The organism is Streptomyces auratus (genome assembly GCF_050433025.1).
Taxonomy (GTDB): domain Bacteria; phylum Actinomycetota; class Actinomycetes; order Streptomycetales; family Streptomycetaceae; genus Streptomyces; species Streptomyces sioyaensis.
Genome location: NZ_JBNGCB010000003.1, coordinates 2050289 through 2075070 on the forward strand (window position 1 = coordinate 2050289; position 24782 = coordinate 2075070).

General features: G+C 70.4%; 19 protein-coding genes and 5 pseudogenes. 12 read left to right on the plus strand and 12 right to left on the minus strand.

The features are described from left to right. Positions 1 to 1370 precede the first annotated feature (1370 nt). The 3 genes and pseudogenes from BKA18_RS28665 to BKA18_RS28675 all read left to right on the plus strand — a co-directional run. Positions 1371 to 1583: pseudogene (locus BKA18_RS28665) on the plus strand (transposase); the annotation flags it as partial. Positions 1584 to 1666: 83 nt separating this feature from the next. Continuing rightward, positions 1667 to 1804, plus strand: a pseudogene (locus BKA18_RS28670) (transposase); the annotation flags it as partial. Further along, positions 1737 to 2276, plus strand: coding sequence for a pyridoxamine 5'-phosphate oxidase family protein (locus BKA18_RS28675; RefSeq protein ID WP_429638779.1), 540 nt, complete (start codon positions 1737 to 1739; stop codon positions 2274 to 2276). The pseudogene BKA18_RS28670 and the gene BKA18_RS28675, both read left to right, overlap by 68 nt. A 38-nt stretch (positions 2277 to 2314) precedes the next feature. On the opposite strand, the gene BKA18_RS28680 is transcribed toward BKA18_RS28675, so the two are convergent. The 3 genes from BKA18_RS28680 to BKA18_RS28690 all read right to left on the minus strand — a co-directional run bounded on the left by BKA18_RS28680 (position 2315) and on the right by BKA18_RS28690 (position 6589). Continuing rightward, a complete protein-coding gene (locus BKA18_RS28680; protein ID WP_366045653.1) occupies positions 2315 to 3244 on the minus strand; it encodes a DUF6801 domain-containing protein in 930 nt (309 codons plus the stop codon). A 109-nt stretch (positions 3245 to 3353) separates the two neighbouring features. Further along, complete coding sequence (locus tag BKA18_RS28685; RefSeq protein ID WP_429638707.1) at positions 3354 to 6281, minus strand: S1 family peptidase; 2928 nt, start codon at positions 6279 to 6281, stop codon at positions 3354 to 3356. A gap of 8 nt (positions 6282 to 6289) precedes the next feature. Further along, positions 6290 to 6589, minus strand: a complete 300-nt coding sequence (locus BKA18_RS28690) for a trypco2 family protein (RefSeq protein WP_366045655.1) — start codon at positions 6587 to 6589, stop codon at positions 6290 to 6292. A 245-nt stretch (positions 6590 to 6834) separates the two neighbouring features. On the opposite strand from BKA18_RS28690, the gene BKA18_RS28695 reads away from it, so the two are divergent. From BKA18_RS28695 to BKA18_RS28705, 3 genes are all read left to right on the plus strand, one after another. Then, positions 6835 to 7050, plus strand: a complete 216-nt coding sequence (locus BKA18_RS28695; protein ID WP_366045656.1) for a hypothetical protein — start codon at positions 6835 to 6837, stop codon at positions 7048 to 7050. A 370-nt stretch (positions 7051 to 7420) separates the two neighbouring features. Beyond that, positions 7421 to 7741 (plus strand): hypothetical protein, encoded by a 321-nt coding sequence (locus BKA18_RS28700; RefSeq protein ID WP_429638708.1) that lies wholly within the window; start codon positions 7421 to 7423, stop codon positions 7739 to 7741. Between the two features lie 70 nt (positions 7742 to 7811). Beyond that, the gene (locus BKA18_RS28705) at positions 7812 to 8474 is read left to right on the plus strand and encodes a TetR/AcrR family transcriptional regulator (protein ID WP_366045657.1); all 663 of its coding nucleotides are present in this window, start codon (positions 7812 to 7814) and stop codon (positions 8472 to 8474) included. A gap of 18 nt (positions 8475 to 8492) precedes the next feature. On the opposite strand, the gene BKA18_RS28710 is transcribed toward BKA18_RS28705, so the two are convergent. Further along, positions 8493 to 9314: a cutinase family protein gene (locus BKA18_RS28710; protein WP_366045658.1), complete on the minus strand. Its 822-nt coding sequence runs from the start codon at positions 9312 to 9314 to the stop codon at positions 8493 to 8495. A 686-nt stretch (positions 9315 to 10000) separates the two neighbouring features. Between BKA18_RS28710 and BKA18_RS28715 the strand changes: the two are divergent. Further along, a pseudogene (locus tag BKA18_RS28715) lies at positions 10001 to 11175 on the plus strand (potassium channel family protein); the annotation flags it as partial. On the opposite strand, the pseudogene BKA18_RS28720 reads toward BKA18_RS28715, so the two are convergent. Next, a pseudogene (locus tag BKA18_RS28720) lies at positions 11173 to 12100 on the minus strand (chloride channel protein); the annotation flags it as partial. The pseudogenes BKA18_RS28715 and BKA18_RS28720 sit on opposite strands and share 3 nt — an antisense overlap. Before the next feature lie 278 nt (positions 12101 to 12378). Between BKA18_RS28720 and BKA18_RS28725 the strand changes: the two are divergent. Both BKA18_RS28725 and BKA18_RS28730 read left to right on the plus strand, forming a co-directional pair. Continuing rightward, complete coding sequence (locus BKA18_RS28725) at positions 12379 to 12681, plus strand: helix-turn-helix transcriptional regulator (RefSeq protein ID WP_429638709.1); 303 nt, start codon at positions 12379 to 12381, stop codon at positions 12679 to 12681. A 131-nt stretch (positions 12682 to 12812) separates the two neighbouring features. Next, a complete protein-coding gene (locus tag BKA18_RS28730; protein WP_366045660.1) occupies positions 12813 to 14024 on the plus strand; it encodes a tyrosine-type recombinase/integrase in 1212 nt (403 codons plus the stop codon). 104 nt (positions 14025 to 14128) lie between these two features. Here BKA18_RS28730 and BKA18_RS28735 read toward each other — a convergent pair whose 3' ends face one another. Next, positions 14129 to 15658 (minus strand): helix-turn-helix domain-containing protein, encoded by a 1530-nt coding sequence (locus BKA18_RS28735; RefSeq protein WP_006602481.1) that lies wholly within the window; start codon positions 15656 to 15658, stop codon positions 14129 to 14131. Positions 15659 to 15758: 100 nt separating this feature from the next. Here BKA18_RS28735 and BKA18_RS28740 point away from each other — a divergent pair, with 100 nt between their 5' ends. Together BKA18_RS28740 and BKA18_RS28745 are read left to right on the plus strand one after the other, a co-directional pair. Continuing rightward, positions 15759 to 16751, plus strand: coding sequence for an SdpI family protein (locus BKA18_RS28740; RefSeq protein WP_366045661.1), 993 nt, complete (start codon positions 15759 to 15761; stop codon positions 16749 to 16751). A 1-nt stretch (position 16752) separates the two neighbouring features. Next, the gene (locus BKA18_RS28745) at positions 16753 to 17112 is read left to right on the plus strand and encodes a GntR family transcriptional regulator (protein WP_006602478.1); all 360 of its coding nucleotides are present in this window, start codon (positions 16753 to 16755) and stop codon (positions 17110 to 17112) included. Between the two features lie 73 nt (positions 17113 to 17185). Here the strand turns inward: BKA18_RS28745 and BKA18_RS28750 are convergent, their stop codons facing one another. From BKA18_RS28750 to BKA18_RS28775, 6 genes and pseudogenes are all read right to left on the minus strand, one after another. Continuing rightward, the gene (locus BKA18_RS28750; protein WP_366045662.1) at positions 17186 to 17881 is read right to left on the minus strand and encodes an MFS transporter; all 696 of its coding nucleotides are present in this window, start codon (positions 17879 to 17881) and stop codon (positions 17186 to 17188) included. Positions 17882 to 17993: 112 nt separating this feature from the next. Further along, positions 17994 to 18275: pseudogene (locus tag BKA18_RS28755) on the minus strand (MFS transporter); the annotation flags it as partial. Between the two features lie 181 nt (positions 18276 to 18456). Beyond that, positions 18457 to 19341, minus strand: coding sequence for an RNA polymerase sigma factor SigJ (gene sigJ / locus BKA18_RS28760; RefSeq protein ID WP_366045663.1), 885 nt, complete (start codon positions 19339 to 19341; stop codon positions 18457 to 18459). A 139-nt stretch (positions 19342 to 19480) separates the two neighbouring features. Continuing rightward, positions 19481 to 19837: a YciI family protein gene (locus BKA18_RS28765; protein WP_006602473.1), complete on the minus strand. Its 357-nt coding sequence runs from the start codon at positions 19835 to 19837 to the stop codon at positions 19481 to 19483. A gap of 41 nt (positions 19838 to 19878) precedes the next feature. Beyond that, entirely contained in the window at positions 19879 to 21204 is a 1326-nt protein-coding gene (locus BKA18_RS28770) for an MFS transporter (RefSeq protein WP_366045664.1), read from the minus strand. Beyond that, complete coding sequence (locus BKA18_RS28775) at positions 21195 to 21701, minus strand: MarR family winged helix-turn-helix transcriptional regulator (RefSeq protein ID WP_366045665.1); 507 nt, start codon at positions 21699 to 21701, stop codon at positions 21195 to 21197. Before BKA18_RS28775 ends, BKA18_RS28770 begins: the two co-directional genes overlap by 10 nt. 319 nt (positions 21702 to 22020) lie before the next feature. Here BKA18_RS28775 and acnA point away from each other — a divergent pair, with 319 nt between their 5' ends. Continuing rightward, positions 22021 to 24735: an aconitate hydratase AcnA gene (gene acnA / locus BKA18_RS28780; protein ID WP_366045666.1), complete on the plus strand. Its 2715-nt coding sequence runs from the start codon at positions 22021 to 22023 to the stop codon at positions 24733 to 24735. Positions 24736 to 24782: the final 47 nt, after the last annotated feature.

The window sequence follows — 24782 nt, forward strand, 5'->3', positions numbered from 1 at the left end:
TGGGCGGCGGTCGAGCTCATCGAACTCGACCGCGAGGAGGTTCAACAGGATCGACTGCGGCGCTACTACCTGACGCAGGTGAGGCGGCACTGTCGGCCGAAGTGCAACGAATGCCGGCAGGGGCACGCACCGCCACCCGGCGCATCGCCGCCGCGCGCCGCCCCCCCCGCAAAGCACCACCCGCCCACCAACCGTCCCCCGCTGACCGGCAACTCCGCCCGGGCATCGCCGGAGGCACCGCATGACGACCCTGCTCGAACAGTGTTACCGCAGCGCACTGCGCCTGCTGCCCTCCTCTTACCGCTCGGTGGTGAGGAGGAGATGGCCGAGACATATCTCCACGGCATCGACGAGCGCACCAGGACGTCTCCCATCCCCCTGGGCCGAAGTCGCCAGCATCGCCGCACTCGCGATCGGCACCCGGCTGGGCGGCGCCGGCGCGCCACCCAGCTAAGCCGCTCTCGGCGCTTCGCACGTCTCTTCGCACTGCTCAGTGTGTCCTGCACGCCGCCTCCGCACTGTCCCAACGTGCCCTCACACTGGCCTGGTTCGCCGGTGCCCAGTCGCGGACCGGGCGGTCTCGCTCGGCGTCTTCACCGGCCACGGCCTGGTTGGCGGGGTTCGGCACTGGATCGCCACCGGTAGACCGTTCGCGGTTTCGGCATGCTCGTTCGTCACGGCAGCCTTCGCCTGGCTCACCGTGCTCGCCCTGTGCTGCGGCTTCACTCCGACTCTGGCCGCCTTCCTGTCGGCGGCCTACACGCGCAAGCTCCACCAGCTGGGACAGGTGGTCGCGTTGTTCAGCCGCAGGGGCCCCCGGCGCCGGCGGGGCCTTGTGAGCACGTGAGGTAGCGGTGCTGGCGGACGGCGATGCGGTGGGAACGGTGCCCAGGACCGATGGCCGCCGCCTCGGACGCCTGTCGTCGGCTTCCCCCACGCGTACGGCAGCTCCCTCCGCCGCCACCATGGCCGGACTCCCGCACCAGAAACGAACTGCCAGCAGTTGCTCAGCAGCCCGGGAACGCGCTGGAGCCGAACGGGTCCGTGGCCCGTGCCCGGGCGGCCCACGTCTTCAGACGGAAGAAGTGCCGCAAGATTCTGTGCGACGGTCCGCAGTGTGGTGACGGCCTGCCCCCGCTCCAGGCCGTCACTCGCATACACAGTCGCGGCCTGAGCGCAGGCCAGCACCTGCTGACTCTGCTCAGGTGCCTGCGCTCAGCCTTGTAACGGGCTTTTAGCAGACGTTCGCCTCCGTGGGGCGCGGCAGAACGACAAGTGGTACGGCGTTTCGGTCGGGAACTCGGAGCCCGTGTGAGGTGTACTAGGGGCCGCCTTCAGAGATCATCGGGTTGGTGGATCATGGTGGGGCGATGCGCCGCGATGAACTTGCCGAACAGGAGTGGGAGTTACTCTCTCCGCTGATACCGCGGGCCGCTCCGGGACGGCCGCTTGTGCCGGACCAGCAGGTCATCAACGGCATGATTTGCAAGATCCGGACCGGGATCCCTGCGCGTGACCTGCCGGAACGCTACGGGCCGTGGCAGGCGGTCTACACGCTCTCTCGCCGTTATGCCCTGGACGGCGTGTTCACCCGGTCTCTCCATCACATCCAGGCTAAGGCGGACGCGTCCGGCGACATCGTCGTGAGTGGCCGTCAGTTCCTCCAGTGTCTTCTTGCGCGCGCGTGGTGCCGGAGGGGCCGTCGCGACCTCAAGGTGGTGGACGGCGCCGGCATGGTGACCGGGAGGTGCTGGCTGCAATCGTGTTCGTGGCCACGTCAGGCTGCACGTGGCAGCAGCTCCCGTCAGCGTCGTTCGGGCCGGGACCGCCATCGACTCCACGCTGGTGGCCTGGGCCGACCGCGAGGCGTTCCGCCGCAGCACCGAACTGACCGTGCCGAGGCCCTCCGCCTGTTGGGCAGCGTTTTGCTGGGCCGGATCGTCTTCACCCAGGACGCGCTGCCGGCCATCTGCCCCGTCAACCACCTCCTCCACCACGGCGAGGTGATCATCCGCACCCACGAGGGCGCGGCACTGACCAGCTTGACCGAGCGTGCACCGGACGAGGGGGTGGTCGTCGCCTACGAGGCCGACGCCATCGCCCCGGCCACGTACTGCGGCTGGAGCGTGGTGGTGACCGGCTACTGCCACCTGGTGACCGACCCCGACGAGCTGGCGCATTACCAGGCGCTGCTGCACCCCTGGGCCGACCACCGAATGTCCTACGCGCTACGGATCCGCCCGGACTTGGTCACCGGGGTGCGGCCGTCGCCCTGAGGGCAGTCCCGGGCGGTGGGTGACGGGACAGCCCGTGGCTACCTGCCGCGTGAGCGGAAGCGGAAGGCCACGGCGAGGCCGATCGCGCCGGCGACCAGCGCGCCCACGGTCAGCGGGATCAGGATCGTGGTGTCCTGGATGCCGGCGGCAGCGGTGTGTTCGGCGGCGGCGGTCGGGCCGTGCGCGCTTGCACCGTCCGTCGCACCGCCGGTCGCACGGTCTGCTGTCTGCTGTGCCGAACCCCGTGCCGGGTCAGCGGATTTCGCACCGGGGGAGGAGCCCGCGGAGCCGGACGCGGTCGAGTGGGCGGAGTCGTCCGATGCGGAGGCGGTGCCCCCCGAGGTGTTCGGTCGAGTGGCGCCGGAGCCAGTCGGCGCCTTCGGCCGGGTGATCTCGAATGACGCCACTACGGTTTTCTGCCCGGGCTTCAGCGTGCACGGCACATCGGCCCTGCGGGGGTACACACGGCCGCTCGCGTCCCTCGGAACGATGTGCAGGACGAGATCACCCACGCTGATCTTCGCCTTGCCCGGTTGGCGGAAGGTGCGCGACGGCGCGGTGCCGGTCGCCTTGGCACGGAACGGGCCGGACGCCGGGACACGGGTCCTGGGCACCTGGAACTGCAGGCGGACCGGTGCGTCGCCCTGCGGCGCCTCCACGCGAGCCTTCGCCTCCACTGTGCCTTCGAAGCTCTTCACGCCGATGAAGTTCAGCCCGCTCGTGACGGCCGCGCTCACCGGCGCCCCCGCGCGGATGGCGAATTGCGGGGTCGGCTTGCCGACCACGGCCGACTTCGGGACATCGGCGTCAACCGTCACCGTCGCCGGCTGGGTGATCGACTGAATTGAGCAGTTGTACTGCAGCGTGCGCGACACCGGGGCCGCGGTCGCGGCTCCGGCTGCCCATACTCCTACGGTGCCACCCGCAACCGCTGCCATCGTCGCCAACCCCACGACGTGACGGGCCATGGGACCCCTCAGGACGGCACGGGTCACTCCGTGCCGGCGTTGCCGTTGCTTGCCAGTTGTCATCTCGATTCCCCCGTAAGGAATGGAGGCCTCATGACGGGGCCTGTTGCTAAGGATGTACCCTCCGCGTCATAGGAGTGTCACGGTCCGGAGTCAGCTCTTCACCGGATCGGCTCGACGCGCGGGCAGTGCAGCGCTCAGTGGAACGGACAGGTCGTTGTGGCTCGTGGCGGGCCTGGAAGGCATGAGCCAGGTGTTCTTGGAGTTCGGCGTGGCGGAACTGGTAGACCGCACCGGCCTGACGTAACACCCCCCGGTCGCAAGCGTCGTTGAGGAAGGCGACCAGAGCCCAGGGCAGTCGCCCGGTCAGTGGCAACCACATACGCGACAGGGCCACCCACTGGCCCCACGCGGTGCAACTGACCGCGTATCCGAGTCCACCCCCGAAGGCCGCCTCGATCCCAATGGCGAGGCCGCCCAGCAGCCCGACCACCGGCCCGGGAACGAGCTCGCTGATCGGCTCGGACCTGAGCCCGAGGCCGACCCCGGCCGGGACCCCGAACACCAGCGCCCACACAAGCATGTGGAAGACCACGTTCCTGCGGTTTTCGTCCAACAGGGCAGCGGGGCGGACCGCAGACCGGATGTCGGTGGGAACTTCGAGCCAGGCCATGAGGCCCAAGACCAGCCCCGCCCCGAGGCCGACCTCGGACACGAAGAGCAGCGCGCCCAGGGGCCCGCCATCGAGTCCGTCCCCGAGCCCGAGCGACTCGACCACGCTCCGATCCACGAGAACCAGTACGAGCGCTGCCGGAAGCCCGAACGCGAACCCGATCGTGAACCGGGGGGCGAACTTCGCACGCTGCTCCCTTGCCCGACCCAAGAGCTGTATGCGGACGCGCGACGGCTCTGCGGCACCCCGCGACACGAACCCGTACACGAGCGCGAAGGCGAGTCCGGCCGTGAAGCCGTGCAGGAGCCCGACCACGACGCCCCGTCGGACCGCGAACCCGAGGTCGTACGGCGTCCCGACCAAGTCCACCGGCAGGTTTCCGATCCCGGTCGTCAACCCGAAGGACAGCGCGGCCAGGAATCCGACCACGAGCATGCGGGAAGAACGTCTCATGGTGGTGCCCAGCTGCCACCAGGCGAGGTGGGGAGTCTTGAGTTCGGTCAGGTGCGTGGCGAGATAGCCCAGCCAGTACTGGGCACGTTCTGGGTCCCACTGCCGCCGGCGGCGGGTGCCGGTGGCGGTGCCGGTGCCGCTGGTGCTGGTGCTGGCGCTGTCGGTCGGCGGGTGGTGGTAGGCGGCGGGCGTGAACGCGGCCAGGAGGTGCGTGCGCAGAGCGTCAGGGCTCTGGAATCGGGTGGTGTCCAGGAGCTCTGAGGGGTCCCGGCCGGGAGCGTCGCTGTAGATGGTGCGTGCCATGGCGACCATCAGCGGGGTGCTGAGCACCGTGGTGACGTTGTGCGCGCCCAGGGTGCGTGGAGAGTGGTGCAGCTGGGCCAGGACCGGACCCCATACGGTGCTCTGCAGGCCGCCGCCCTTGCCGGGACGGCTGGCGCGGGGCAGATAGTCGTCGAGGTCGCTCAGGGTGAGGTCGTCCAGCTTGACGACGGCGGCGGCGCTGAGCACATCGGTCTTCGCCACGGCCGCGCTGTACTCCTTGGGGCGGCTGGTGAGCAGCAAGGCCATGGTGGTGGCGTTGAGCTTCTTGAGCGCCGCACCCTGGAGGCCGCTCGCGATCTCGTCGAACCCGTCGAGGACGGGCAGGATCCACCCCGCGTCGACCAGGGCGCCGGCGAGGTTCCGTCCGGGCGAGTCCGGGTCCTGGGCTACCAGACCGTAGTCGCGGGCCAGTTGGTCGCACATCCAGTCGCGCAGTGAGGTGGTCTGCACGTCCCAGGAACCCAGGCCGAAGATCACCGGTACGGGGTTACCGGGAGCGCGGCCGTCCAGCCAGTCGAGGACGAAGCGCAGGGTCAGGATCGTCTTTCCCGACCCAGCCGCGCCCAGCACCACAAGCCGACGGGACGGAAGGGTCCGGTATATCCGCACGATCTGGTCGAGCCGGCCGGCCAGCGGGAGGGGACCGGGGTCCGCCCCCGGCTGGGCTCGGCGGATGTTGGCCCAGTGATCGAACAGCCCCGCCTCGGCGGGCCGGAAGCGCACGGCGAGCGGCAACGGGTCGTGAACCCTGCGCCGCCGCTCCTCTTTGTCCCACTGGTCGTGCACCGCGGAGGCGAGCTTCCTGGCTGCCTCCCGCAGTTCCGGTGAGCCGCCGGGCGGCGGCGGTGAGGAGTGGGGGAGCCGGTCGAGTTGGTCGGCCTCGGCCGGCAGGTCGATCAGGTCGACCAGTTCATCGATCTGAGCCGGAGTGAGGCACTTGTACCAGCGGGTCACCGGGTTTGCGGTGAGCCTGCCGAGCCCGTCGTCGCGGTGATGCTCGCTGATGATTCCGATCAGGCACCCGCCGCTCCACACCGCGGCTCCGGACATCCCCTCCCACGGGGAGCGGTCCCGCTCGGGGGCGTACTCCGGAGCTTCCAGCCGGGAGATCTCCAGGGTGCCTCTGCGCTGGTTCGACAACGGGACGGCATGGCCGAGCGCGTGGTGCGTATCGCGGTACGAGGTGATCCCGCGGTCCGGCAACGCGGTGTCGCGGCGCAGCCGGAACCTGGGGAATCCCAGCGCTTCGCAGTCCATCGGCTGACTGATGCGGGCGAACCGCACCGGGGGGACCGCGGCGGCGCCCCGTCCGTCGGTGCGCAATCCGTCCGAGATCTTGAGGAGTGCGATGTCCGAGGTGGAGTCCGCCCAGACCGGCTCGCCGTGCACCTCCCGCGTGCTGCCGTCCCCGGTGACGAACCGGACCTGCACCGACCCCGCGTCGCTCACCACATGCGCGGCCGTGAGCACAACATCCCCGGACACCCGGTATCCCGACCCGCGCCGGCCTGCGCCCGTCGGATGCGTGGTGATGATCTGGACCGCCCGCCCGGAGTCGAGCCCTTCCGGCTCCCACTCCCCGCCCACGGCAGACCTCACTCCTCGTGGGCTTCAGCCCGGCCGGAGATCAGCGCGGGGGCGTTCGACCCCGCCAGGGTCGGCTGTAATGCCAGTTTGATGCGCTGGGTCGACAGGGCGTTCACCGCCGCGTCCGCACTCGACTCCACTACCCAGAACCGCACTTTGGCTCCCGCTTGCCCCTTCCGCTCCAGCGCGACCGAGACCTCCAACTCGATCGGCCCCAGCTCGAAGCGGAGCGCTTCGCTCTCCGCCGCAGTGATCGCCTGTTCCAGTTCCGCCCGTAAATCCCTGATCACACTGGCCAATTCGATCACGCCGGGCCCCCTTTTCTGTTCACCCTTCACCCATCGCGGGTTACCCAGGACTGTAGGCCAATGACACCTCTTGCGCCCTGTGTTGACGCACCCTTCCAGGGGTGCGGGCCGGCACAGTACGGCGATTTCCGGCCACCGGCGGTCGCCGGCCTCACCATGGGGAAGGGGAGAGCATTGGGAGAGCCTGGCTCCCGCGCTGAGCCGTCGTCGTGACCGCTCGACGATGGATCGGCGCAGGGACGATCATGACGATCACCGCGACCGTCGTCGGCGGCGCCGGCATCGGCACCACGGCATGGGCCATGGCGGCGGATGGAACAGTGAAGGGAATTACTGAACACTCGTCGTGTATGCCAGGGCGCGTCCGCGAAGTCCTGCCCTCCGGGCGGACGACGGGAATTGCGGACACGCCCCAGCGGCCGGTTTCCGGCCCGGCCACATCGGTCGATGAGGCGACATGAGCAGCGCGCAGCCACCTCCTTCCGCCCGCGGGTGACGCCCAAGGCGACGGCGTGGGCAAGGGGAAGGTGCGCCCCTCCATCGCGGGCCGCCTCAGGTGGATCGTGCGGCGGTTGCTGTCCGTCACCGAGGACCCCGAGGGTGCAGCCGCCATCGTCGAGGCCGCTTCGTCGGTGGCCCTGAGTGACAATTACGGCGCAGCAGGCCGCCGACTGGGAACACATCCCGCTGGGCACCACCAAGACGCGGATCAGGACCGCAATGGGAAAGCTGCGGCCACCCTCACCTCGCCGCAACCCACGCATCCGGACTCCGTGTCCGCGCACCCCCCGCTTCCGCATCCGCATCCCACGTCCGGGAAACGAGGCGGCCATGACTAAGGACCTGAGCTGCGCACAGCTGCACGAGACCGGTGCCGAGCTGGCACTGGGGGATGCTCTCGGGCCGGGAGCGGGCCGAGGCGATCGCCCATCTGGACCGCTGCGCGGACTGCCAGGAGCACATCGAGCAGCTTGCCCTCGTCGGCGACGGTCTTCTCGCCTGCTGCCCGTCCACATCGGTACCTTCACCCTGCACCACGGGTACGGCTACTGGGGCGCCCCGGCCTCGGTGCAGCTCTCCTCGCTCTCCGGTGTCCGTCTGACCTCGGCCGACGGCCGTACCCTCGCCACCGCGGACTTCACCGCGCGGTGAGCGCTGGCATGGTGACGTAGGTTCTTGCGGTCGGCGGCATGCGCCCGATGAGAGGGAGGGGGAGGCAAGAGTGGCTGAGTCCCTGGGGAACGCTGCCCTGCCCGGCTCGCTGCCCAGCGGCCGGCACCGCCTCAGCCGCGAACAGGTGGTGGCGTCGCAGCGGAAGCGCATGCTGACCGCCACCGCGGAGGCGATGCGGGACAACGGGTACGCGGGAACCTCGGTCGCCGAGATCATCCGACGTGCCGGGGTGTCGCGGGAGACGTTCTACCAGCAGTTCCGTTCCAAGGAGGACTGCTTCATCCAGGCCCTGGAGGCCGCCACGCGGCAGCTGGCGGGCGTGCTGGAGGTCGCCTGGCCGCCGGCGGCCGGCTCATCGGAGGCGGCCGGGCCGGTCGACCCCGCGAAGACCTTCCGCCGGCTGCTGCGCCTCTACCTACGGACCCTCACCGAACATTCCGCGTGTGCACGGCTGTTCCTCGTCGAGGTGTATGCCGCCGGGCCCGAGGCGATGGCCCGCCGCATGGAGGGGCAGCGATGGTTCGCGGACGCCATCGCCGCGATCTTCCACACGCGGGGCGAGGGCGGTGCGGACGAGCGGCGCTTCGACTGCGAGGCCCTGGTCGCAGCCGCCGCGCATTTGGTGACCGCGCACCTGGTCGCGGACGACCTGGAGGGCCTGCGCGCGTTGGAGGATCCGCTCGTCCGTCTTGCGGTACGGCTCCTTGGCTGAAGAACTACGGGACAGCCCTCAGGGCGCGTCCGTCGCCCGGGCGTGGTGGAACAGCCCGTGGAGTGTCTTGCCGGGGACCGGCAGCCCCGGGCCGCAGAGCGGAAACTTCGGGGTCTGACGGTTGAGCTGGTCGCCGCCGCCGGAGACGGCGTGGGGGTTGATGTCGTAGCCGTGGTCGCCGGAGAAGTACCCGGCCCAGCCGTTGACGAAGCACGCCAGGTTCGTGAGCGCGTTCGCGGAGTAGCAGATGCCGTCGTTGGTGTTGCAGATCTCCTTGACCGTCAGGTCACCGAAGCCGCGCGGCCCCTTCATGGTCATCCCCGGCAGGATCGTCGGCAGGTTCGCCTCGATGCCGCCCGAGCCGCCGTCCACACCGGGACGCCGGGGATCGCCGTACAGCACACCGTTGATCTGGTCGTGCGGTACGGCACCGCTTTCGGAGAGCGCGGCCAGCTCATCCCCGGCGACCAGCGCGCCTTGCGAGTAGCCGCCGATGGTGAGGTGACTGGCGGAGCAGGCGCCGTGGAAGTCCTTCACCGCGGTGTCGAGCTTCGCGATGCCCTCGGCCACGGAGTCGTCCAGCGACAGGGGGTCGCCGGGGTACGGGGCGATGGAAGCCGAGTAGTGGATCTTTGTGAACGACACGCCTTCGGGGAGCGCGGCGTTGCTGCGGTCGTAGACCGTGGCATGGCCGTCGAGGTGACCGCCGACCTCGAAGATCATTGTGCGGGGGCAGTCGGCCCGGGTCCGCGCCTGCGGGGAGGCCGCGACGGCGTGCGGCGGTGTGCTCAGCCCCATGACGGGCAGTGCGACAAGTAACGCGAGCAACGATCGTGCCATGCGCATCTGTACCTCGTCTCCAATTGGCTTGCAGGGAAGGTGAGTTCCCGGCTCGGTGCGACCCAAAGGTAGCGCTGGGAGAGGTTCGGCGAACAGAGTTGTTCGTGAAAGTGCGGTGTTCACGGTGGGTGTATCGAAGGAAGCCGGCGTGAAGGCCGTCCGGACCCCTCAGGGAATACGAGCCAGCCCTTGGGGCGCGTCGAAGTGGGTCAGCGGCTTGATGATTCCGCGCTCTGGGCGAAGACTGCGACGGTCTTGCCCAGGGCGAGTTCGGCGTGTTCGGCGGCGACGAACCCGGTGGAGAGCATGTCGGTGGCGTACAACGCCCGGTGGTCGGAGAGCTCTTCCGGAATCGGCGCGAAGTTGGCCTCGGGGTTGTTGACGAGGAAGTACTGGGGCCAGAGTCCCGTCGCGCCGGATGGTGAACCGGGCGCCGCCCAGCATCCGTCCCTGGCATTGGGACGAGACCCCGCGCTGGCAGGAATCGCACTGGAAGCAGGATCCCGGCCACCGCGACGCGCCGGCTCTCGACCAGTCCCTCCACGGCCGAGCCCAGCATATGGAGCACACCGACCGGGTGAGGTTGCGACCATCGAGAGGTGACGCCTGATGCGAGACAGGAAACAGGTCGGGGCCAGGCTCTTGCCTGCGCTGTCGGGGCAGGCGCTTGCGGTGGCGTGTTGGGCGCGGACACCGCCGCCCCCGCTCTCGCCGCCACTGCCATAGCCGGCAGCAGCAAGGTCGTCCAGGCCGACGGGCTCCTGCTACGGGCAGCAGAACGCACCCCGCCCGGTCGTGGCGAGATCGCCGACCCTGGCCTGTGTACCCTCGCCCTGTTGTCGGCCACCGCCAACGACCCTGCCGGCACCGAAGGATCGGACAGCAGCGGGGACGAGGCGCCGCTGCTTCTTCCTGATGACCGTAGCGTTGCCGCCGCCACCGGACGCGGCACCGTGGTCCTGGAGGCCATCAGTTACCAAGGTCCGGCGACGCGCACCGCCTGCTGGCAGGCAGGTCGGCCCCGCTGGGTTCGTTGTTCTCGCGCCGGCTGCGGTGGTCGCTCGCGGGGGCCGCGGCAGCAGTCCTCGCCCTGGTCATCACCTCCTGGATCGTGACGGGCGACGACCCCCGCCATGCCGCCTACATGACCGTGCTGGACCTGTTCGCCATCAACGACCCCGCTATCGGCGAACGCACCGGCCGACAGATCCTCCAGCTGCTGGCCGGTGTCCTCGGCCTGCTGCTCCTGCCGGTCATGGTCGCGGCCGTTCTCGAAGCCCTGGGCACCTTCCGCACCGCCTCCCAGCTGCGGCACCCGCCCCGCGGACTGTCCGGGCACGTCGTCCCCCTCGGACTGGGCAAGTTCGGCACCCGGGTACTGGCCCGGCTTCGCGAACTCGACATTCCCGTCGTCCGCGTCGAACAGGACCCCGAGGCCCGCGGCATCGCACTCGCCCGGCGCCTGCGCGTACCCACCGTCATCGGCAACGTCACCGAAGAGAACATTCTGGAAGCCGGCAAGATCCATCGCGCTCACTCCCTGCTCGCCCTCACCAGCTCCGACACCACCAACCTCGAAGCCGCCCTCTACGCCCGCTCTCTGAAGGCCGACTTGCGGGTGGCGCTGCGCCTGTACGACGACGACTTCGCCACCGCCGTCTACCGCACCCTGCGCACCGCCCACCCCGACGCCCTCACCCGGAGCCGCAGCGTCTCCACCCTCGCCGCTCCCGCCTTCGCCGGTGCCATGATGGGACGCCAGATCCTCGGCGCCATCCCCGTCGAACGCCGCGTCCTGCTCATCGCTGCTCTCACCGTTGCCGGCCACCCGCAGCTCGATGGCCGCACCGTGGCCGAAGCTCTGGTGGGTGAGCCAGCCGACCAGCCGGTCCTTTCCGGAGTCGAGGACGGGCAGGCCGGTCCCGGGCACGGAGACCAGGACGTACAGGGCCGTGGACAGCGGCATGTCCGTGGTGATGGGAGTGGTCGGTCCGGCGAGATCGCCCCGCGCGGGCCGGCGGTTCGGAGTCTCCGCCGGGGCGTTCGGCGAGCACTTCGGCCACGGATCGGGCGGTGAGCATGCCCAGGTAGCGCCCCTCGGTGTCCAGAACCGGCAGCGCTCCGTGACCGGACCGGACCAACAAGTCTCCCGCTTCAGCGAGTTCGGTGGCAGCCGGCAAGGGAGCAGGGAGCGACTCCATGACTTCCTCCACGGTCTGCGAGCCGATCTTTGCTCCGGGGGCCGGCGCGGTCAGGTCGATGCCGCGGCGGCGTAGCTTGAGGGTGTAGACGGTGTCGTGGGAGAGCAGGCGGCTGGTGAGGGTGGCCAGGACGATGGCGAGCATCAGCGGCAGGATGATGGTACTGGCCGGTGAGCTCGAAGAGGATGACGACCGCGGTGATGGGGGCCCGTGAGGGCCCCGGCGAAGACGGCACCCGTGCCCACCAGGGCGCTCCAGTACCGGGTAGCCCACGCCGTACATCTCGGCAGCACCGGCAGGACCACGCCGAGCAGCAGGCCGCCGACAGCGGGGCGGAGCCATTCGGGGCCGCGCCAGGCCCAGTCGCAGGTGACCTCGATCCAGTACAGGATGCGGGTGAAGCCGACCGCCCACGGCGCCCGCAAGGATCCCGAGGATGGTGAACAGGCCGTACTGGCCGAGGTATTCGACATGGAACGCCGGAAGAGCGAGGAAGGCGGTGTCGCCGAAGGCGGCTCGGCCGATGATGCTCGGGGTGACGCCGGAGAGGACGGTTGCGCCGAAAGCCTCGACGCTGAACGCGCCGTGCCGTCGGGGGAGCGCCAGTTACGCCCCCGCCCGCGTGGTCGCGGCGTGCGGTGAACTTCCCGTCGGGCCGCTTTCCCTTGGGACCGACTCGAAGCTGCCTTGGCCCTTCCTGACCCGCCGATTGAGCCGATTCCGACCGCGCGGCGGCGGTAGCGCTACTCCGCGTCGCGGCTCGTCCGCGGCTCTTCCCTGGCTCACGACAAGCAACGGCTGGGCGGAGTACTCGTTTCCGCCCAGCCGGGCTCCCCTTTCCCGTACCTCACAGAGAACCTCCGATGCCTGCACGACCTTTGCTTGCCTCCACGGCTTCCTCCGTGGCCGTACGTACGGCCTTCCTGACCGTGAAAGACGCCGCTGACTACCTCGGCCTCTCGCCCCGCACCCTCTACGTCTGGCGCCATCGTCGGCAGGGACCGCCGAGCTTCCGCATGGGCCCTCGCGGCCGCGTCATGTATCGGGTGGAAGCCCTCGACGCCTGGGTCCGCGAACAGGAGCAGGCCGACTCCCGCTCCAACCCGGCCCTCAACCCGCTCCGAGTCCGGCCCCAGGAGCGTTCCGCCGGCTTCATCAGAGCCTGACGTCACGCAAGCGCCGTCGAACACCGCCGTCACCCCCATCGCAAAAGGAGTTCCACCTGGCCGGCTACATAGAAGACCGATGGCTGAAGAAGCGTCCCAACCCGAGAACCGGCAAGCGTGACCGCACCGCCATGTATGGCAAGTGCACCCGCTACCGAGTCAAGGGCATCCCCGGCGTCAAGGACCGTTCCTTCGACGCCCTCCAGGACGCCAAAACCTGGCTCGCACAGGCTCAGACCGACGCACGCCGAGGCGAGTTCGTCGATCCCCGCGACGGGGCCATCGCCCTCAAGGACTACATCGCGACCCACTGGTGGCCCACCCAGAGCGGTGACCCGTCCACGATCGAACGGCTCGAGCAGAGGATACGCCGGCACATCGTGCCCCACCTGGGCGCTCAGCCGCTCAACGCCATCGGCACGGAAGTCCTGCGCCACTGGAAGAAGCGGCTGGAGAAGGACCTCGGTCCGACGTCGATCCGTCTGGTCTGGGCGACGCTCTCCAGCGTTCTCCAGGCCGCCGTCGAGGACCATCGCCTCGGACGCAATCCATGTCGGTCCAGCACAGTCGGTCCTCCGGCCCCCACCCCCGGCAGGGTTGAGGCGTGGCCGCCCGAACGGGTGCTAGCGGTACGGGAGGCACTGCCCGACCGCTACCGACTCCTCCTCGTGATCGGCGCGGGCCTTGGGCTCCGGCAAGGGGAGGCGCTCGGGCTCGCCCTGGAGGACATCGACTTCGCCAAGGAAGTCGTCCATGTCCGGCAGCAGGTCAAGATGGTGCGGGCGAAACTCTGTTTCGCACTTCCCAAGGGCCGCAAGGTCCGGGACGTGCCGCTGCCGGCTAGCGTGGCCCGGGCCATCCGGCAGCACATGGAGCAGTTCCCGCCGGTGCCGGTCACGCTGCCCTGGGACGACCCGACTCCGGCCGAGACACCTGTGGAAGCCAAACACCGGCGGCCGAGGACCTACAACCTCCTGGTGACGGGACGCGAGTGGAAGGCCATCAACCGGAACCACTTCAACTCCTACGTGTGGAAGCCCGCTCTGGCCACGGCGGGCGTGATCGCTCCGCTGGAGGAGGGCAGCGGCGACGGTGGTCGTGTGTGGGAGCCGTCCCGAGAGCACGGCTTCCACGCCCTGCGTCACTTCTTCGCCTCCGAGGAACTGGAGGTCGGCGAATCGATCGTCTCCCTGCACGCTGGCTGGGGCACTCCGACCCCGGGTTCACGCTGCGGAAGTACTCCCACTTCCTGCCTCGCGCCGGCGCACGGGGAAGTGCCGCCATCGACGCGATCTTCACGGAGCCGTAGCCGGTCGGCAGAGCCTGCGAAGCGTGGCCCGTAGCCCCGCCGCGGGCCCAAAGTCCCAGAGAAGTCCCAGAGATGCCGCCGCACCCCTACCTATCCCGCTAAGTAGCAGGTCAGACAGGGTGTGGCGGCATCCGCGCATCAAATGTCCCGGAAGATCTCGATCTGCGCCCCGATCGAGTTGAGCCGTTCCGCCAGGTCCTCGTAGCCGCGGTTGATGACGTAGACGTTGCGCAGGACGGAGGTGCCCTCGGCGGCCATCATGGCCAGGAGGACGACGACGGCCGGGCGCAGGGCCGGGGGGCACATCATTTCCGCCGAGCGCCAGCGGGTTGTGCCGTCGACCAGCACCCGGTGCGGGTCGAGCAGCTTGACCTGGGCGCCGAGTCGGTTGAGGTCCGTCAGGTAGATGGCGCGGTTGTCGTAGACCCAGTCGTGGATGAGGGTCTGGCCCTGGGCGCTGGCCGCGATGGCCGCGAAGAAGGGGACGTTGTCGATGTTGAGGCCCGGGAAGGGCATCGGGTGGATCTTGTCGATCGGGGCCTGGAGCTTGGAGGGGCGGACGGTCAGGTCGATCAGCCGGGTGCGGCCGTTGTCGGCGGCGTACTCCGGGCTGCGCTCGTGGTCCAGGCCCATCTCCTCCAGGACCGCCAGCTCGATCTCCAGGAACTCGACCGGGACGCGGCGGATGGTCAGCTCGGACTCGGTGACAACTGCCGCGGCCAGCAGGCTCATCGCCTCGACCGGGTCCTCGGACGGCGCGAAGTCCACATCGCGTTCGATGTGCGCGGCGCCGTGGACGGTGAGCGTGGTGGTGCCGATGCCGTCGACCCGGACGCCCAGCTCCTCCAGGAAGAAACACAGGTCCTGGACCATGTAGTTGGAGGAGGCGTTGCGGATGACGGTGACGCCGTCGTGGCGGGCGGCGGCCAGCAGCGCGTTCTCGGTGACGGTGTCGCCGCGTTCGGTCAGCACGATGGCGCGCTTGGGGGCGACGCTGCGGTCCACCTCGGCGATGTAGGTGCCGTCGGTCGCGGTGATCTCCAGGCCGAAGTGCCGCAGCGCCGTCATGTGCGGGGTCACGGTCCGGGTGCCAAGGTCGCAGCCGCCCGCGTAGGGCAGTTTGAAGTGGTCCATCCGGTGCAGCAGCGGGCCGAGGAACATGATGACGCTGCGGGTGCGGCGGGCCGCCTCGGTGTCCATCGAGGCGAGGTCGAGCTCGGCGGGCGGAACGATCTCCAGGTCGTTGCCGTCGTTGATCCACCGGGTCCGTACGCCGATGCTGCCCAGCACTTCGAGGATGCGGTAGACCTCCTCAATGCGGGCCACCCGGCGCAGAGTTGTGCGGCCGGCGTTCAGCAGCGTGGCGCACAGCAGCGCCACACAGGCGTTCTTGCTCGTCTTCACGTCGATGCTGCCGGACAGCCGGCGGCCGCCGACCACCCGCAGATGCATCGGCCCGGCGTAACCGAGCGAGACGATTTCGCTGTCGAGCGCCTCGCCGATTCGGGCGATCATCTCAAGGCTGATGTTCTGATTCCCGCGTTCGATGCGGTTGACCGCACTCTGGCTGGTGCCCAGAGCCTCCGCAAGCTGCGTCTGTGTCCAGCCACGGTGCTGCCGGGCGTCACGGATGAGCCTGCCGATGCGTACGAGGTAGTCGTCTGCCATGGGGTGACCGTATCTCAGATATGAGATGGATACGCAATTGCCATTGCCTGGGTTGTTCTCCTACTATGCGAACAATTGAAGGGGAGTCATAAGGGGAGTCATGAAGAGTGTGCTGCGTTCTGTCCCGCCTCTGACCGGCCGGCCGCGGACCGTGATTGCCGCCGGTCCCTTCCTTGCCGTGATCGTCGCGTTCGCCGGCATCTATACGGCGGTGTCCGGCCGGCTGCCCGATCCGCTCGCCACCCACTTCGGGTTCGGCGGCCGGGCCGACGGCTTCACCTCCGTCCACAGCTTTCTCACCGGGTCACTCGCCCTGTTCCTCCTCTTCGGTGCCGTGGTCGGCCTCCTCCTCCAGCTGCGGCCGGACGCCCCCGAGGCGCCGTGGGTGATCGCCGGCGGCTACGCCACCGCCGCCGTAACCGGTTACGCCGTCTGCGTGACGCTGCTCAGCAACGCCGACGTGGCCGACGTATCGGCCGTCCGGGTGCCGCAGTGGGAGCTGTTCCTGAGCTTCGCCGTGGCGCTGGGCGCCGGGGCGCTGGGGCGGCTGCTCGCCGGTGCGGCGCCGGCCGCGCCCCGGCGGCCGCGTGGTGCGGTGTCCCGGCTCGACCTTCCCGCCGCCGCGACGGCCGGCTGGTCGCGCACCATCAGCTCGCCGCCGCTGGCCGTACTGGGCGGTCTGCTGCTCGCCGCCGGGCTCCTCGTCGGCCTCCTCGCCGACTGGATCGCCGGCGCGGGCCTGCTGTTCGGCGCTGCCGTGTCCCTGCCGCTGGCTTCGCTACGGGTGACCGTGGACCGGCGCGGGCTGACCCTTGCGCCGACGCTGCTGTCCGCTCGTTGCCGTTTCCGGCGCATACCCCTGGACCGCATCGAGGAGGCCGGCAGCCGACGGATCGCCTGCTTCACCGAGTTCGGCGGCTGGGGCTACCGCATCCGGGCCGGCCGCAGCGGCTTCGTGCTGCGCTCGGGGGAGGGCATCGTGGTACGGCTGACCAGCGGCAGGGAGTTCGTGGTGACGGTCGATGATGCCGCGACCGCCGCCGCACTGCTCAATACGTACACCGACCGCGCCCGTTCGCGGCAAGGAGGCTGAGGTGCTCTTCCGGGTCGATCCCGGCTCGTCCGTCCCGCTCGGCGACCAGATCGCGGCCTGTGTCCGCGGCGCCATCGCCGACGGCACGGTGGACGCCGGGGAGCGGCTGCCGGCCGCCCGCGAGCTCGCCGGGTCCCTCGGCGTGAACGTCCATACCGTGCTGCGGGGCTATCAGCGCCTCAAGGAGGAGGGGCTGATCGAACTCCGCCGCGGCCGCGGTGCGGTGGTCACCGGTGCCGCCACACCCGCGCGTGCCCGCCTCGGGGAAACCGCCGAGCGGCTGATCGCCGAGGCCCGCCATCTGGGGCTCTCCGACGAGGAGATCGTCACGGTGGTACGGACGGGGCTGGCGGGGCGGTGAGCGCGGGCGGGCGCGGCGGAGGGTGCGCCCGGGCCGGCGCCGCCGCACCACCCGGGCCGGCTCGACCGCTCGTTCACGGGCCGTCCGGTGCCTCGCCGCCGGGTGCCGGGCGGGGCGTGCGCAGGCCGCGGACCTGCGGGGAGAGCAGGGCGGCGGCCGTGGCGAGGACGATCAGCGCGGCGCAGCCGGCGAGCGCACGGCCCACGCCGAGGTGGGCCGCGACCGGCCCCGCGACCAGCAGGCCGAGTGGTGCGAAGGCCAGTGAGCCGAACCAGTCGTAGGAACTGACGCGGGACAGCGCCGCCTCGGGGACCTCCCGCTGGAGGGTGGTCGCCCACAGCACCCCGAAGACGTCGGCGGCGATGCCCGAACTGAACATGGCGAGCGCGATCAGCGGCACCGGTGCCCGCACGGCGAGCAGGGCGATCGGGAGCGCCGCCGGGAAGGTGGCCAATACGGCGACCAGGACCGGACGGTGCACCCGGAGACGGGCGGCCAGTCCGGCGCCCATGATGGTGCCCAGCGCCTGCGCGGCGACGATCAGGGACCAGGAGCGCGCACCGCCCAGCCCGCCTTCGGTCGCGAGCGGTCCCAGCACCCCGGCGTTGGCGTTGAGCGCGGCGACGACGACCGCGTACTGCACCACGACGACCCACAGCCACTGCCGCCCCGCGAACTCCCGCCAGCCGTCCCGCAGTTCCGACGACCCCGAAGCCCTCGGCCGGACCCGTGCGGACAGCCGGAGGCCGCGGATCAGCAGCGCGCTCACCACGAAGGAGGCGGCGTTGAGGGCAGCGCCCAGCCGGCGCCGACCAGTGCCACGACCACACCCGGGAGAACAGCGCGGTGGCCGTCCCCGCCAGCGAGGCCAGCGAGCAGAGCGCCCACAGCGGCGCATGCCCCGTCAGCACCATCGCGGCGAGCCCGGCATAGGCGGCCGCGCCCACGAGATCGGCGACGATCATCAGCCGGGAGCGCGACATCCGGTCCGCCAGCACCCCGCCGACGAGGACGAACGCCAGCTGCGGCACGGCCTGGCAGGCCAGCACCAGGGACAGCTGCCCGGGGCCCGCCCCCGGCAGCGCCAGGACGGCGAAGGACAGCGCCACCCGGGCGAAGCCGTTGCCGAGGACCGAGATCGTACGGGCGGCGGTGAGCAGCATGAACCGTCGGTCACGCGAGAGGGGAGGGCCGGCGGGCAGCGCGGTCAGCGTCGGAGACGGATGTGGGGGCGCGGGTTCCGGAGTGGCCGTCACGGCGTCAGCGTAGGACCAACTGCCCCTCCCCGTACGGGATCCGGACACCGACGGAGGCCCGCCTTCCCTGCGACGGGTCCTGCCGTCCTCAGTCGTCGAGGAACGTCAGGTCCAGCCGCTCCAGCCGTGCCGGATCGGCGAGGATATTGATCTCGACGATCTTCCCGTGGGGGAGGGTGAAGCCCATGACGGCCAGCGGCTGCCCGCCCTGCGCCGTGACCAGCCCCGGGGCGCCGTTGACCAGCGCCGGCCGGGCGAACGGCGCGAACCGGGAGAACGTCAGCGCCTGTTCGACGACCGCGCGTGCCCCGCGGACCAGCTTCGACAGGCCCCCGCGCGCGGCACCGGCGTCGGCGCGCAGCACCACGTCCGGGTCGAGGACGGCGAGCAGTGCATCGAAGTCGCCGCCGCGGGAGGCGGCGAGGAAGGCGTCGACCACCTCCCGCTGCCGGGCGAAATCCGCATCGGGGGCCGGAGCGGTGCCCTGCACGCGCCGCCGCGCCCGGCTGGCGAGCTGCCGGGCGGCGGCGGGCGTGCGGTCGACGATCGGCGCGATCTCGTCGAAGGGCATCGCGAACATGTCGTGCAGGACGAAGGCGAGCCGCTCGGCGGGGGAGAGCGTCTCCAGGACGACGAGCAGCGCCAGCCCGACGGAGTCGGCCAGCACCGCCGCGTCTTCCGGGCCGTCGGCGTCCAGCCGGCGCACGACCGGCTCGGGGACATGCACCTCGAGCGGGTCCTCGCGCCGTGCCGTGCGCCGCCGCAGCTGGTCCAGGCACACCCGCCCCACGACCGTCGTCAGCCAGCCGCCCAGATTCTCCACCCCGTCCGCACCGGACCGGTCGAGCCGCAGCCAGGCCTCCTGGACGGCGTCCTCCGCCTCGGTCAGCGACCCGAGCATCCGGTAGGCCACCGCCCGCAGATGGCTCCGGTTCTCCTCGAAGCGCTCCGCCAGCCACTCGTGCTCATCCATCGCTTTCACCCTTCCCCCGTTTCGCTACCCGGCAAGGTCCGTCACCGTTCTGACGCATCCGGCGGGGCGCATGTGACAGGAGGGAGGCTACGGGCAGGTTTCCCCTGCCCGTAGCGCGCGTAGGGGAGTGGGGCGCCGGTCAGCCCTCGGCGATCTCGCGGACCTCGGCGGTGACCGTCAGGTGCTCCGGGTGGATCTGGAGGAACCGCTTGGTCCACTCCAGGGCCTCGGCCTTGTCCTTGCACTGGGTCAGGGCGTAGCCGCCGATGACCTCCTTGCTCTCGGTGAACGGCCCGTCGGTCCAGTGGAGCTTCCCCTCGGACCAGGTGACCCGGGTGCCCTCGGAGGTCGGGGTGAGGCCGGCCGTGTCCAGCATGACTCCCGCCTTGGTGATCTCCTCCAACAGCTCGGCCATCCGCCCCTCGAACTCGGGGCCGGGGCCCTCGGCGGGGACGTTCTGCTCGTCGATGCGGATCATCGTCAGAAAGCGCGGCATGGTCACTCCTCGGTCGGGAGGGCGGGGCCGGTCCCCGCCTCTCACCCTTGCGTCGAACGGGAGACGGCCGGATCGACACCTTTCCCGGAATTCTTCGGAGATTTTTCCGGGGCGGCCACCGCAGCGTCTCCCGGGCGGGGGGAATCCGCGGAGCACGCGCGCAGCCCGGGCGTCGCGGCACCCACCAGAGCGACCGCGCCGAGGCACAGGAGACCGCCGCTGACCAGGGCGGTCGCCCCTGACGTGGCGTCGGCCAGCAGGCCTCCGCGGACGTTGCCGAGGTCCGGCCCGGCCTGCCCGACGATCTGTTCCGCGGCGCCGACCCGGCCGAGCAGCGCGTCGGGGGTGTGCCGCTGGACGAGGGTGTTGCGGGAGACCACGGACACGGTGTCGGCCGCGCCGGCCAGCACCAGCAATCCCAGCCCGGCCCACGGGTGGGACGAGCGGCCGAACAGCGCGAGCGCCCCGCCCCAGGCCGCCGATCCGCCGAGCATCACCAGGCCGGGGCGGGAGCGCCGGGTGAAGGTCCCGGAGAGGACGGACGCGGCGAGGCCGCCGGCCGCGAGGGCGGTCAGGAACAGCCCGAGGGTGCCCGGGCCGCCGCCGAACCGTTCCGCGTTGATCAGGGGGAACAGGCTGATCGGCATCGACAGGACGGTGGTGGCCAGGTCGGTGAGGAGCGCCCCGCGAATGACGGGCGTGCGGACCAGGAAGGCCAGACCGTCCCGCACACCGCGCAGGCCCGGCCGGGTGGGCTCGTCCCCGGGGTGCATCGGCGGCAGGCCCCGGGCACCGTGGAGCGCCGCGGTGAAGGTGAGCGCGTCGACCAGATAGCAGCCGCCGACGCCCAGCCCGTCCAGGAGCAGCCCGCCCAGTGCCGGTCCGGTCAGCATGGCGCCCTGGAAGGCGATCCGGCGCAGCGCCAGCCCGGCCGCGCGCTGGTCCTCGGGAAGCAGGCGGGGGACGAAGGTGCGGGCCGCCGGACCGCTGCCGGCCCCGAAGCAGGACTGCACCGCGACCAGCAGCAGTACGCCCCCGGCCGGGAAGTGTCCGAGCAAGCCCTGCACAGCGAGCAGCAGGGAACAGCCGGCCTGGCCGCCGGTGGTGATCAGGTAGCACGTCCGCCGGTCCACCCGGTCGACGACGGACCCGGCGAAGAGCCCGAGGACGAGGAGCGGAACCGCCCCGGCAAGGCCCACCGCGCCCGTCCAGGCGGTGCTGTGCGTGTGCTGCCAGATCTGGAACAGCACGGCGACGCGCGTCATCTGGCTGCCGAGCCCGGAGAGCGACTGGCCGACCCAGAGCCGCCGGAACGGTGCCGACGAGCGCAGCGGGCGCACATCGAGGAGGGCCCGCCTCACTCCCATGCGGGGTCCCCCGCCAGCCTCTCGGCGATCCGGTCGTGGAAGCTCTTGCGTGCGAGGGCCTGCTCGATGTCGGTGACGGCCCGGCTGAGGGGATAGGGGATCTCCGCCTCGATCTCGGCGAGCGCGGCCTCGGTGGCCCGCCATTCCGCCGCCAGCCGGCCGGCCACGCGGCGGGCGTCGTCCGTGAGCGTCACCTTCTTGCTGCGCGCATCGTGGCCCGGCACGGTCCGGACCCAGCCGGCCGCGCGCATCGCGGCCACCTTCTGGCTGAGCGCCGAATGCGTCCGGCCGACCGACGTGGCCAGCTCGGTGATGGTCATCGGCCCCTCGGCGTGCAGCCGGAGCAGCTCCAGCACATAGCTCGGCTTGAGCCCGTCGATCTGCTTCTCCGCGTAGATCCGGGCGATGTCCGCGTCCATCGAGGCCTGAAGCAGCCGCAGCGGCCGCCATCGGCTGTGGTGGGTGGGATCGGGGGCCGGGTGGTCGGTCGTCGTCATGACGGAATCATAACGGTGCTTATATAAGCGCTGTTGTATTTCTCCCGCTTTTTCTTGCATCCCGGAAGGCGGCGGCCGCGGGGAGGGGTGTCGGCGGGGTGAACGGCAGGCGGCGATGGCGAATGCGCGAAGGTCAGGGCATGACCCCGGCGCGGCGATGTATTAGAGTTATCTCGACATCGAGATATCTACCGAGAGGCGTACCGCTGCCGCGCCAGTAAGGCATGCCTAAGTTAGGTCAACCTTAGTGGATGGGGCAAGGAGCTGTGACGGCAGCATTGCGGCGGTACGCGCGAATTCATGCATGAAGGAGACTGTCGTGTCGGCGAACAGCTTCGACGCCCGCAGCACGCTGCAGGTGGGCGACGAGTCGTACGAGATCTTCCGGCTGGACAAGGTGGAGGGCTCGGCCCGCCTCCCGTACAGCCTGAAGGTGCTGCTGGAGAACCTGCTCCGCACCGAGGACGGCGCGAACATCACCGCCGACCACATCCGGGCGCTCGGCGGCTGGGACTCGCAGGCCCAGCCCAGCCAGGAGATCCAGTTCACGCCGGCCCGCGTGATCATGCAGGACTTCACCGGTGTGCCGTGTGTCGTGGACCTCGCGACCATGCGTGAGGCCGTCAAGGAGCTCGGCGGCGACCCGGCGAAGATCAACCCGCTGGCCCCGGCCGAGCTGGTCATCGACCACTCCGTCATCGCCGACAAGTTCGGCACCAAGGACGCCTTCGGCCAGAACGTCGAGCTGGAGTACGGCCGCAACAAGGAGCGCTACCAGTTCCTGCGCTGGGGCCAGACCGCGTTCGACGAGTTCAAGGTCGTCCCGCCGGGCACCGGCATCGTCCACCAGGTGAACATCGAGCACCTGGCCCGCACGGTCATGGTGCGGGGCGGCCAGGCGTACCCCGACACCCTCGTCGGCACCGACTCGCACACCACCATGGTCAACGGCCTCGGTGTGCTGGGCTGGGGCGTCGGCGGCATCGAGGCCGAGGCCGCGATGCTCGGCCAGCCGGTCTCGATGCTCATCCCGCGCGTCGTCGGCTTCAAGCTGACCGGTGAGCTCAAGCCGGGCACCACCGCCACCGACCTCGTGCTGACCATCACCGAGATGCTCCGCAAGCACGGTGTCGTCGGCAAGTTCGTCGAGTTCTACGGCGAGGGCGTCGCCGCCACCTCGCTGGCCAACCGCGCCACCATCGGCAACATGTCGCCGGAGTTCGGTTCGACCGCCGCGATCTTCCCGATCGACGACGAGACCCTGAACTACCTGCGCCTGACCGGCCGCGACGCCCAGCAGGTCGCGCTCGTCGAGGCGTACGCCAAGGAGCAGGGCCTCTGGCTCGACCCGGCCGCCGAGCCCGACTTCTCCGAGAAGCTGGAGCTGGACCTGTCGACGGTCGTTCCGTCGATCGCCGGCCCGAAGCGCCCGCAGGACCGCATCGTCCTCGCCGAGGCCGCCACGCAGTTCGAGCGCGATGTCCTCAACTACGTCTCCGACGCGGACGAGGCGGGCGAGGAGTCCTTCCCGGCCTCCGACGCCCCGGCCGCCACCAACGGTGTGCCGAGCCGCCCGACCACGGTCACCGCCCCCGACGGCTCGACCTACGAGATCGACCACGGTGCGGTGACGGTCGCGGCCATCACCTCGTGCACCAACACCTCGAACCCGTACGTCATGGTCGCCGCCGCGCTCGTTGCGAAGAAGGCCGTGGAGAAGGGCCTGACCCGCAAGCCCTGGGTCAAGACCACCCTCGCCCCGGGCTCGAAGGTCGTCACCGACTACTTCGACAAGGCCGGTCTGACGCCGTACCTCGACAAGGTCGGCTTCAACCTGGTCGGCTACGGCTGCACCACCTGCATCGGCAACTCCGGCCCGCTGCCGGAGGAGGTCTCCAAGGCCGTCAACGACCACGACCTGGCCGTCACGTCGGTGCTCTCCGGCAACCGTAACTTCGAGGGCCGGATCAACCCCGACGTCAAGATGAACTACCTGGCGTCCCCGCCGCTGGTCGTCGCGTACGCCCTCGCGGGCTCCATGAAGGTGGACATCACCAGGGACGCGCTCGGCACCGACCAGGACGGCAACCCGGTCCACCTGAAGGACATCTGGCCCTCCGAGGCCGAGGTCAACGACGTCGTGGCCAACGCCATCGGCGAGGACATGTTCAACAAGTCCTACCAGGACGTCTTCGCGGGCGACGCCCAGTGGCAGGCGCTGTCGATCCCGACCGGCAACACCTTCGAGTGGGACCCGCAGTCCACCTACGTCCGTAAGCCCCCGTACTTCGAGGGCATGGCCATGGAGCCGTCGCCGGTCCAGGACATCGCCGGTGCGCGCGTCCTGGCCAAGCTGGGCGACTCGGTCACCACCGACCACATCTCCCCGGCCGGTGCGATCAAGGCCGACACCCCGGCCGGCAAGTACCTCACCGAGCACGGCGTCGAGCGTCGCGACTTCAACTCCTACGGCTCCCGCCGTGGTAACCACGAGGTCATGATCCGCGGCACCTTCGCCAACATCCGCCTGCGCAACCAGATCGCGCCGGGCACCGAGGGCGGCTTCACGCGTGACTTCACGCAGGAGGACGGCCCGGTCTCCTTCATCTACGACGCGTCGCAGAACTACCAGGCCGCCGGCGTCCCGCTGGTCATCCTGGCCGGCAAGGAGTACGGCTCCGGCTCGTCCCGCGACTGGGCCGCCAAGGGCACCGCGCTGCTCGGCGTCAAGGCCGTCGTCGCCGAGTCCTACGAGCGCATCCACCGCTCGAACCTCATCGGCATGGGCGTCCTGCCGCTGCAGTTCCCGGAGGGCCAGACCGCCGAGACCCTCGGTCTGACCGGCGAGGAGACCTTCGCCGTCTCCGGCGTGACCGGGCTGAACGACGGCACCACGCCGCGCACCGTCAAGGTCACCACCGACAGCGGTGTCGAGTTCGACGCGGTCGTCCGCATCGACACCCCCGGTGAGGCGGACTACTACCGCAACGGCGGCATCATGCAGTACGTGCTGCGCTCGCTCCTGCGTAAGTAGGTCCCCCGCGGCAGCGAGGACGGGCCGCACTCCCTCGGTCGAGGGGG

What these genes read in the sequence shown, in the direction of transcription:
- BKA18_RS28740 (WP_366045661.1), top strand. Translation starts at nt 15,759, where the DNA reads ATGAAGAGTGTGCTGCGTTCTGTCCCGCCTCTGACCGGCCGGCCGCGG.
- BKA18_RS28700 (WP_429638708.1), top strand. Translation starts at nt 7,421, where the DNA reads ATGACTAAGGACCTGAGCTGCGCACAGCTGCACGAGACCGGTGCCGAG.
- sigJ (WP_366045663.1), bottom strand. Translation starts at nt 19,341, where the DNA reads ATGGATGAGCACGAGTGGCTGGCGGAGCGCTTCGAGGAGAACCGGAGC.
- BKA18_RS28730 (WP_366045660.1), top strand. Translation starts at nt 12,813, where the DNA reads ATGTATGGCAAGTGCACCCGCTACCGAGTCAAGGGCATCCCCGGCGTC.
- BKA18_RS28765 (WP_006602473.1), bottom strand. Translation starts at nt 19,837, where the DNA reads ATGCCGCGCTTTCTGACGATGATCCGCATCGACGAGCAGAACGTCCCC.
- BKA18_RS28735 (WP_006602481.1), bottom strand. Translation starts at nt 15,658, where the DNA reads ATGGCAGACGACTACCTCGTACGCATCGGCAGGCTCATCCGTGACGCC.
- BKA18_RS28680 (WP_366045653.1), bottom strand. Translation starts at nt 3,244, where the DNA reads ATGGCCCGTCACGTCGTGGGGTTGGCGACGATGGCAGCGGTTGCGGGT.
- BKA18_RS28725 (WP_429638709.1), top strand. Translation starts at nt 12,379, where the DNA reads ATGCCTGCACGACCTTTGCTTGCCTCCACGGCTTCCTCCGTGGCCGTA.
- BKA18_RS28770 (WP_366045664.1), bottom strand. Translation starts at nt 21,204, where the DNA reads ATGGGAGTGAGGCGGGCCCTCCTCGATGTGCGCCCGCTGCGCTCGTCG.
- BKA18_RS28775 (WP_366045665.1), bottom strand. Translation starts at nt 21,701, where the DNA reads ATGACGACGACCGACCACCCGGCCCCCGATCCCACCCACCACAGCCGA.
- BKA18_RS28695 (WP_366045656.1), top strand. Translation starts at nt 6,835, where the DNA reads ATGACGATCACCGCGACCGTCGTCGGCGGCGCCGGCATCGGCACCACG.
- BKA18_RS28710 (WP_366045658.1), bottom strand. Translation starts at nt 9,314, where the DNA reads ATGGCACGATCGTTGCTCGCGTTACTTGTCGCACTGCCCGTCATGGGG.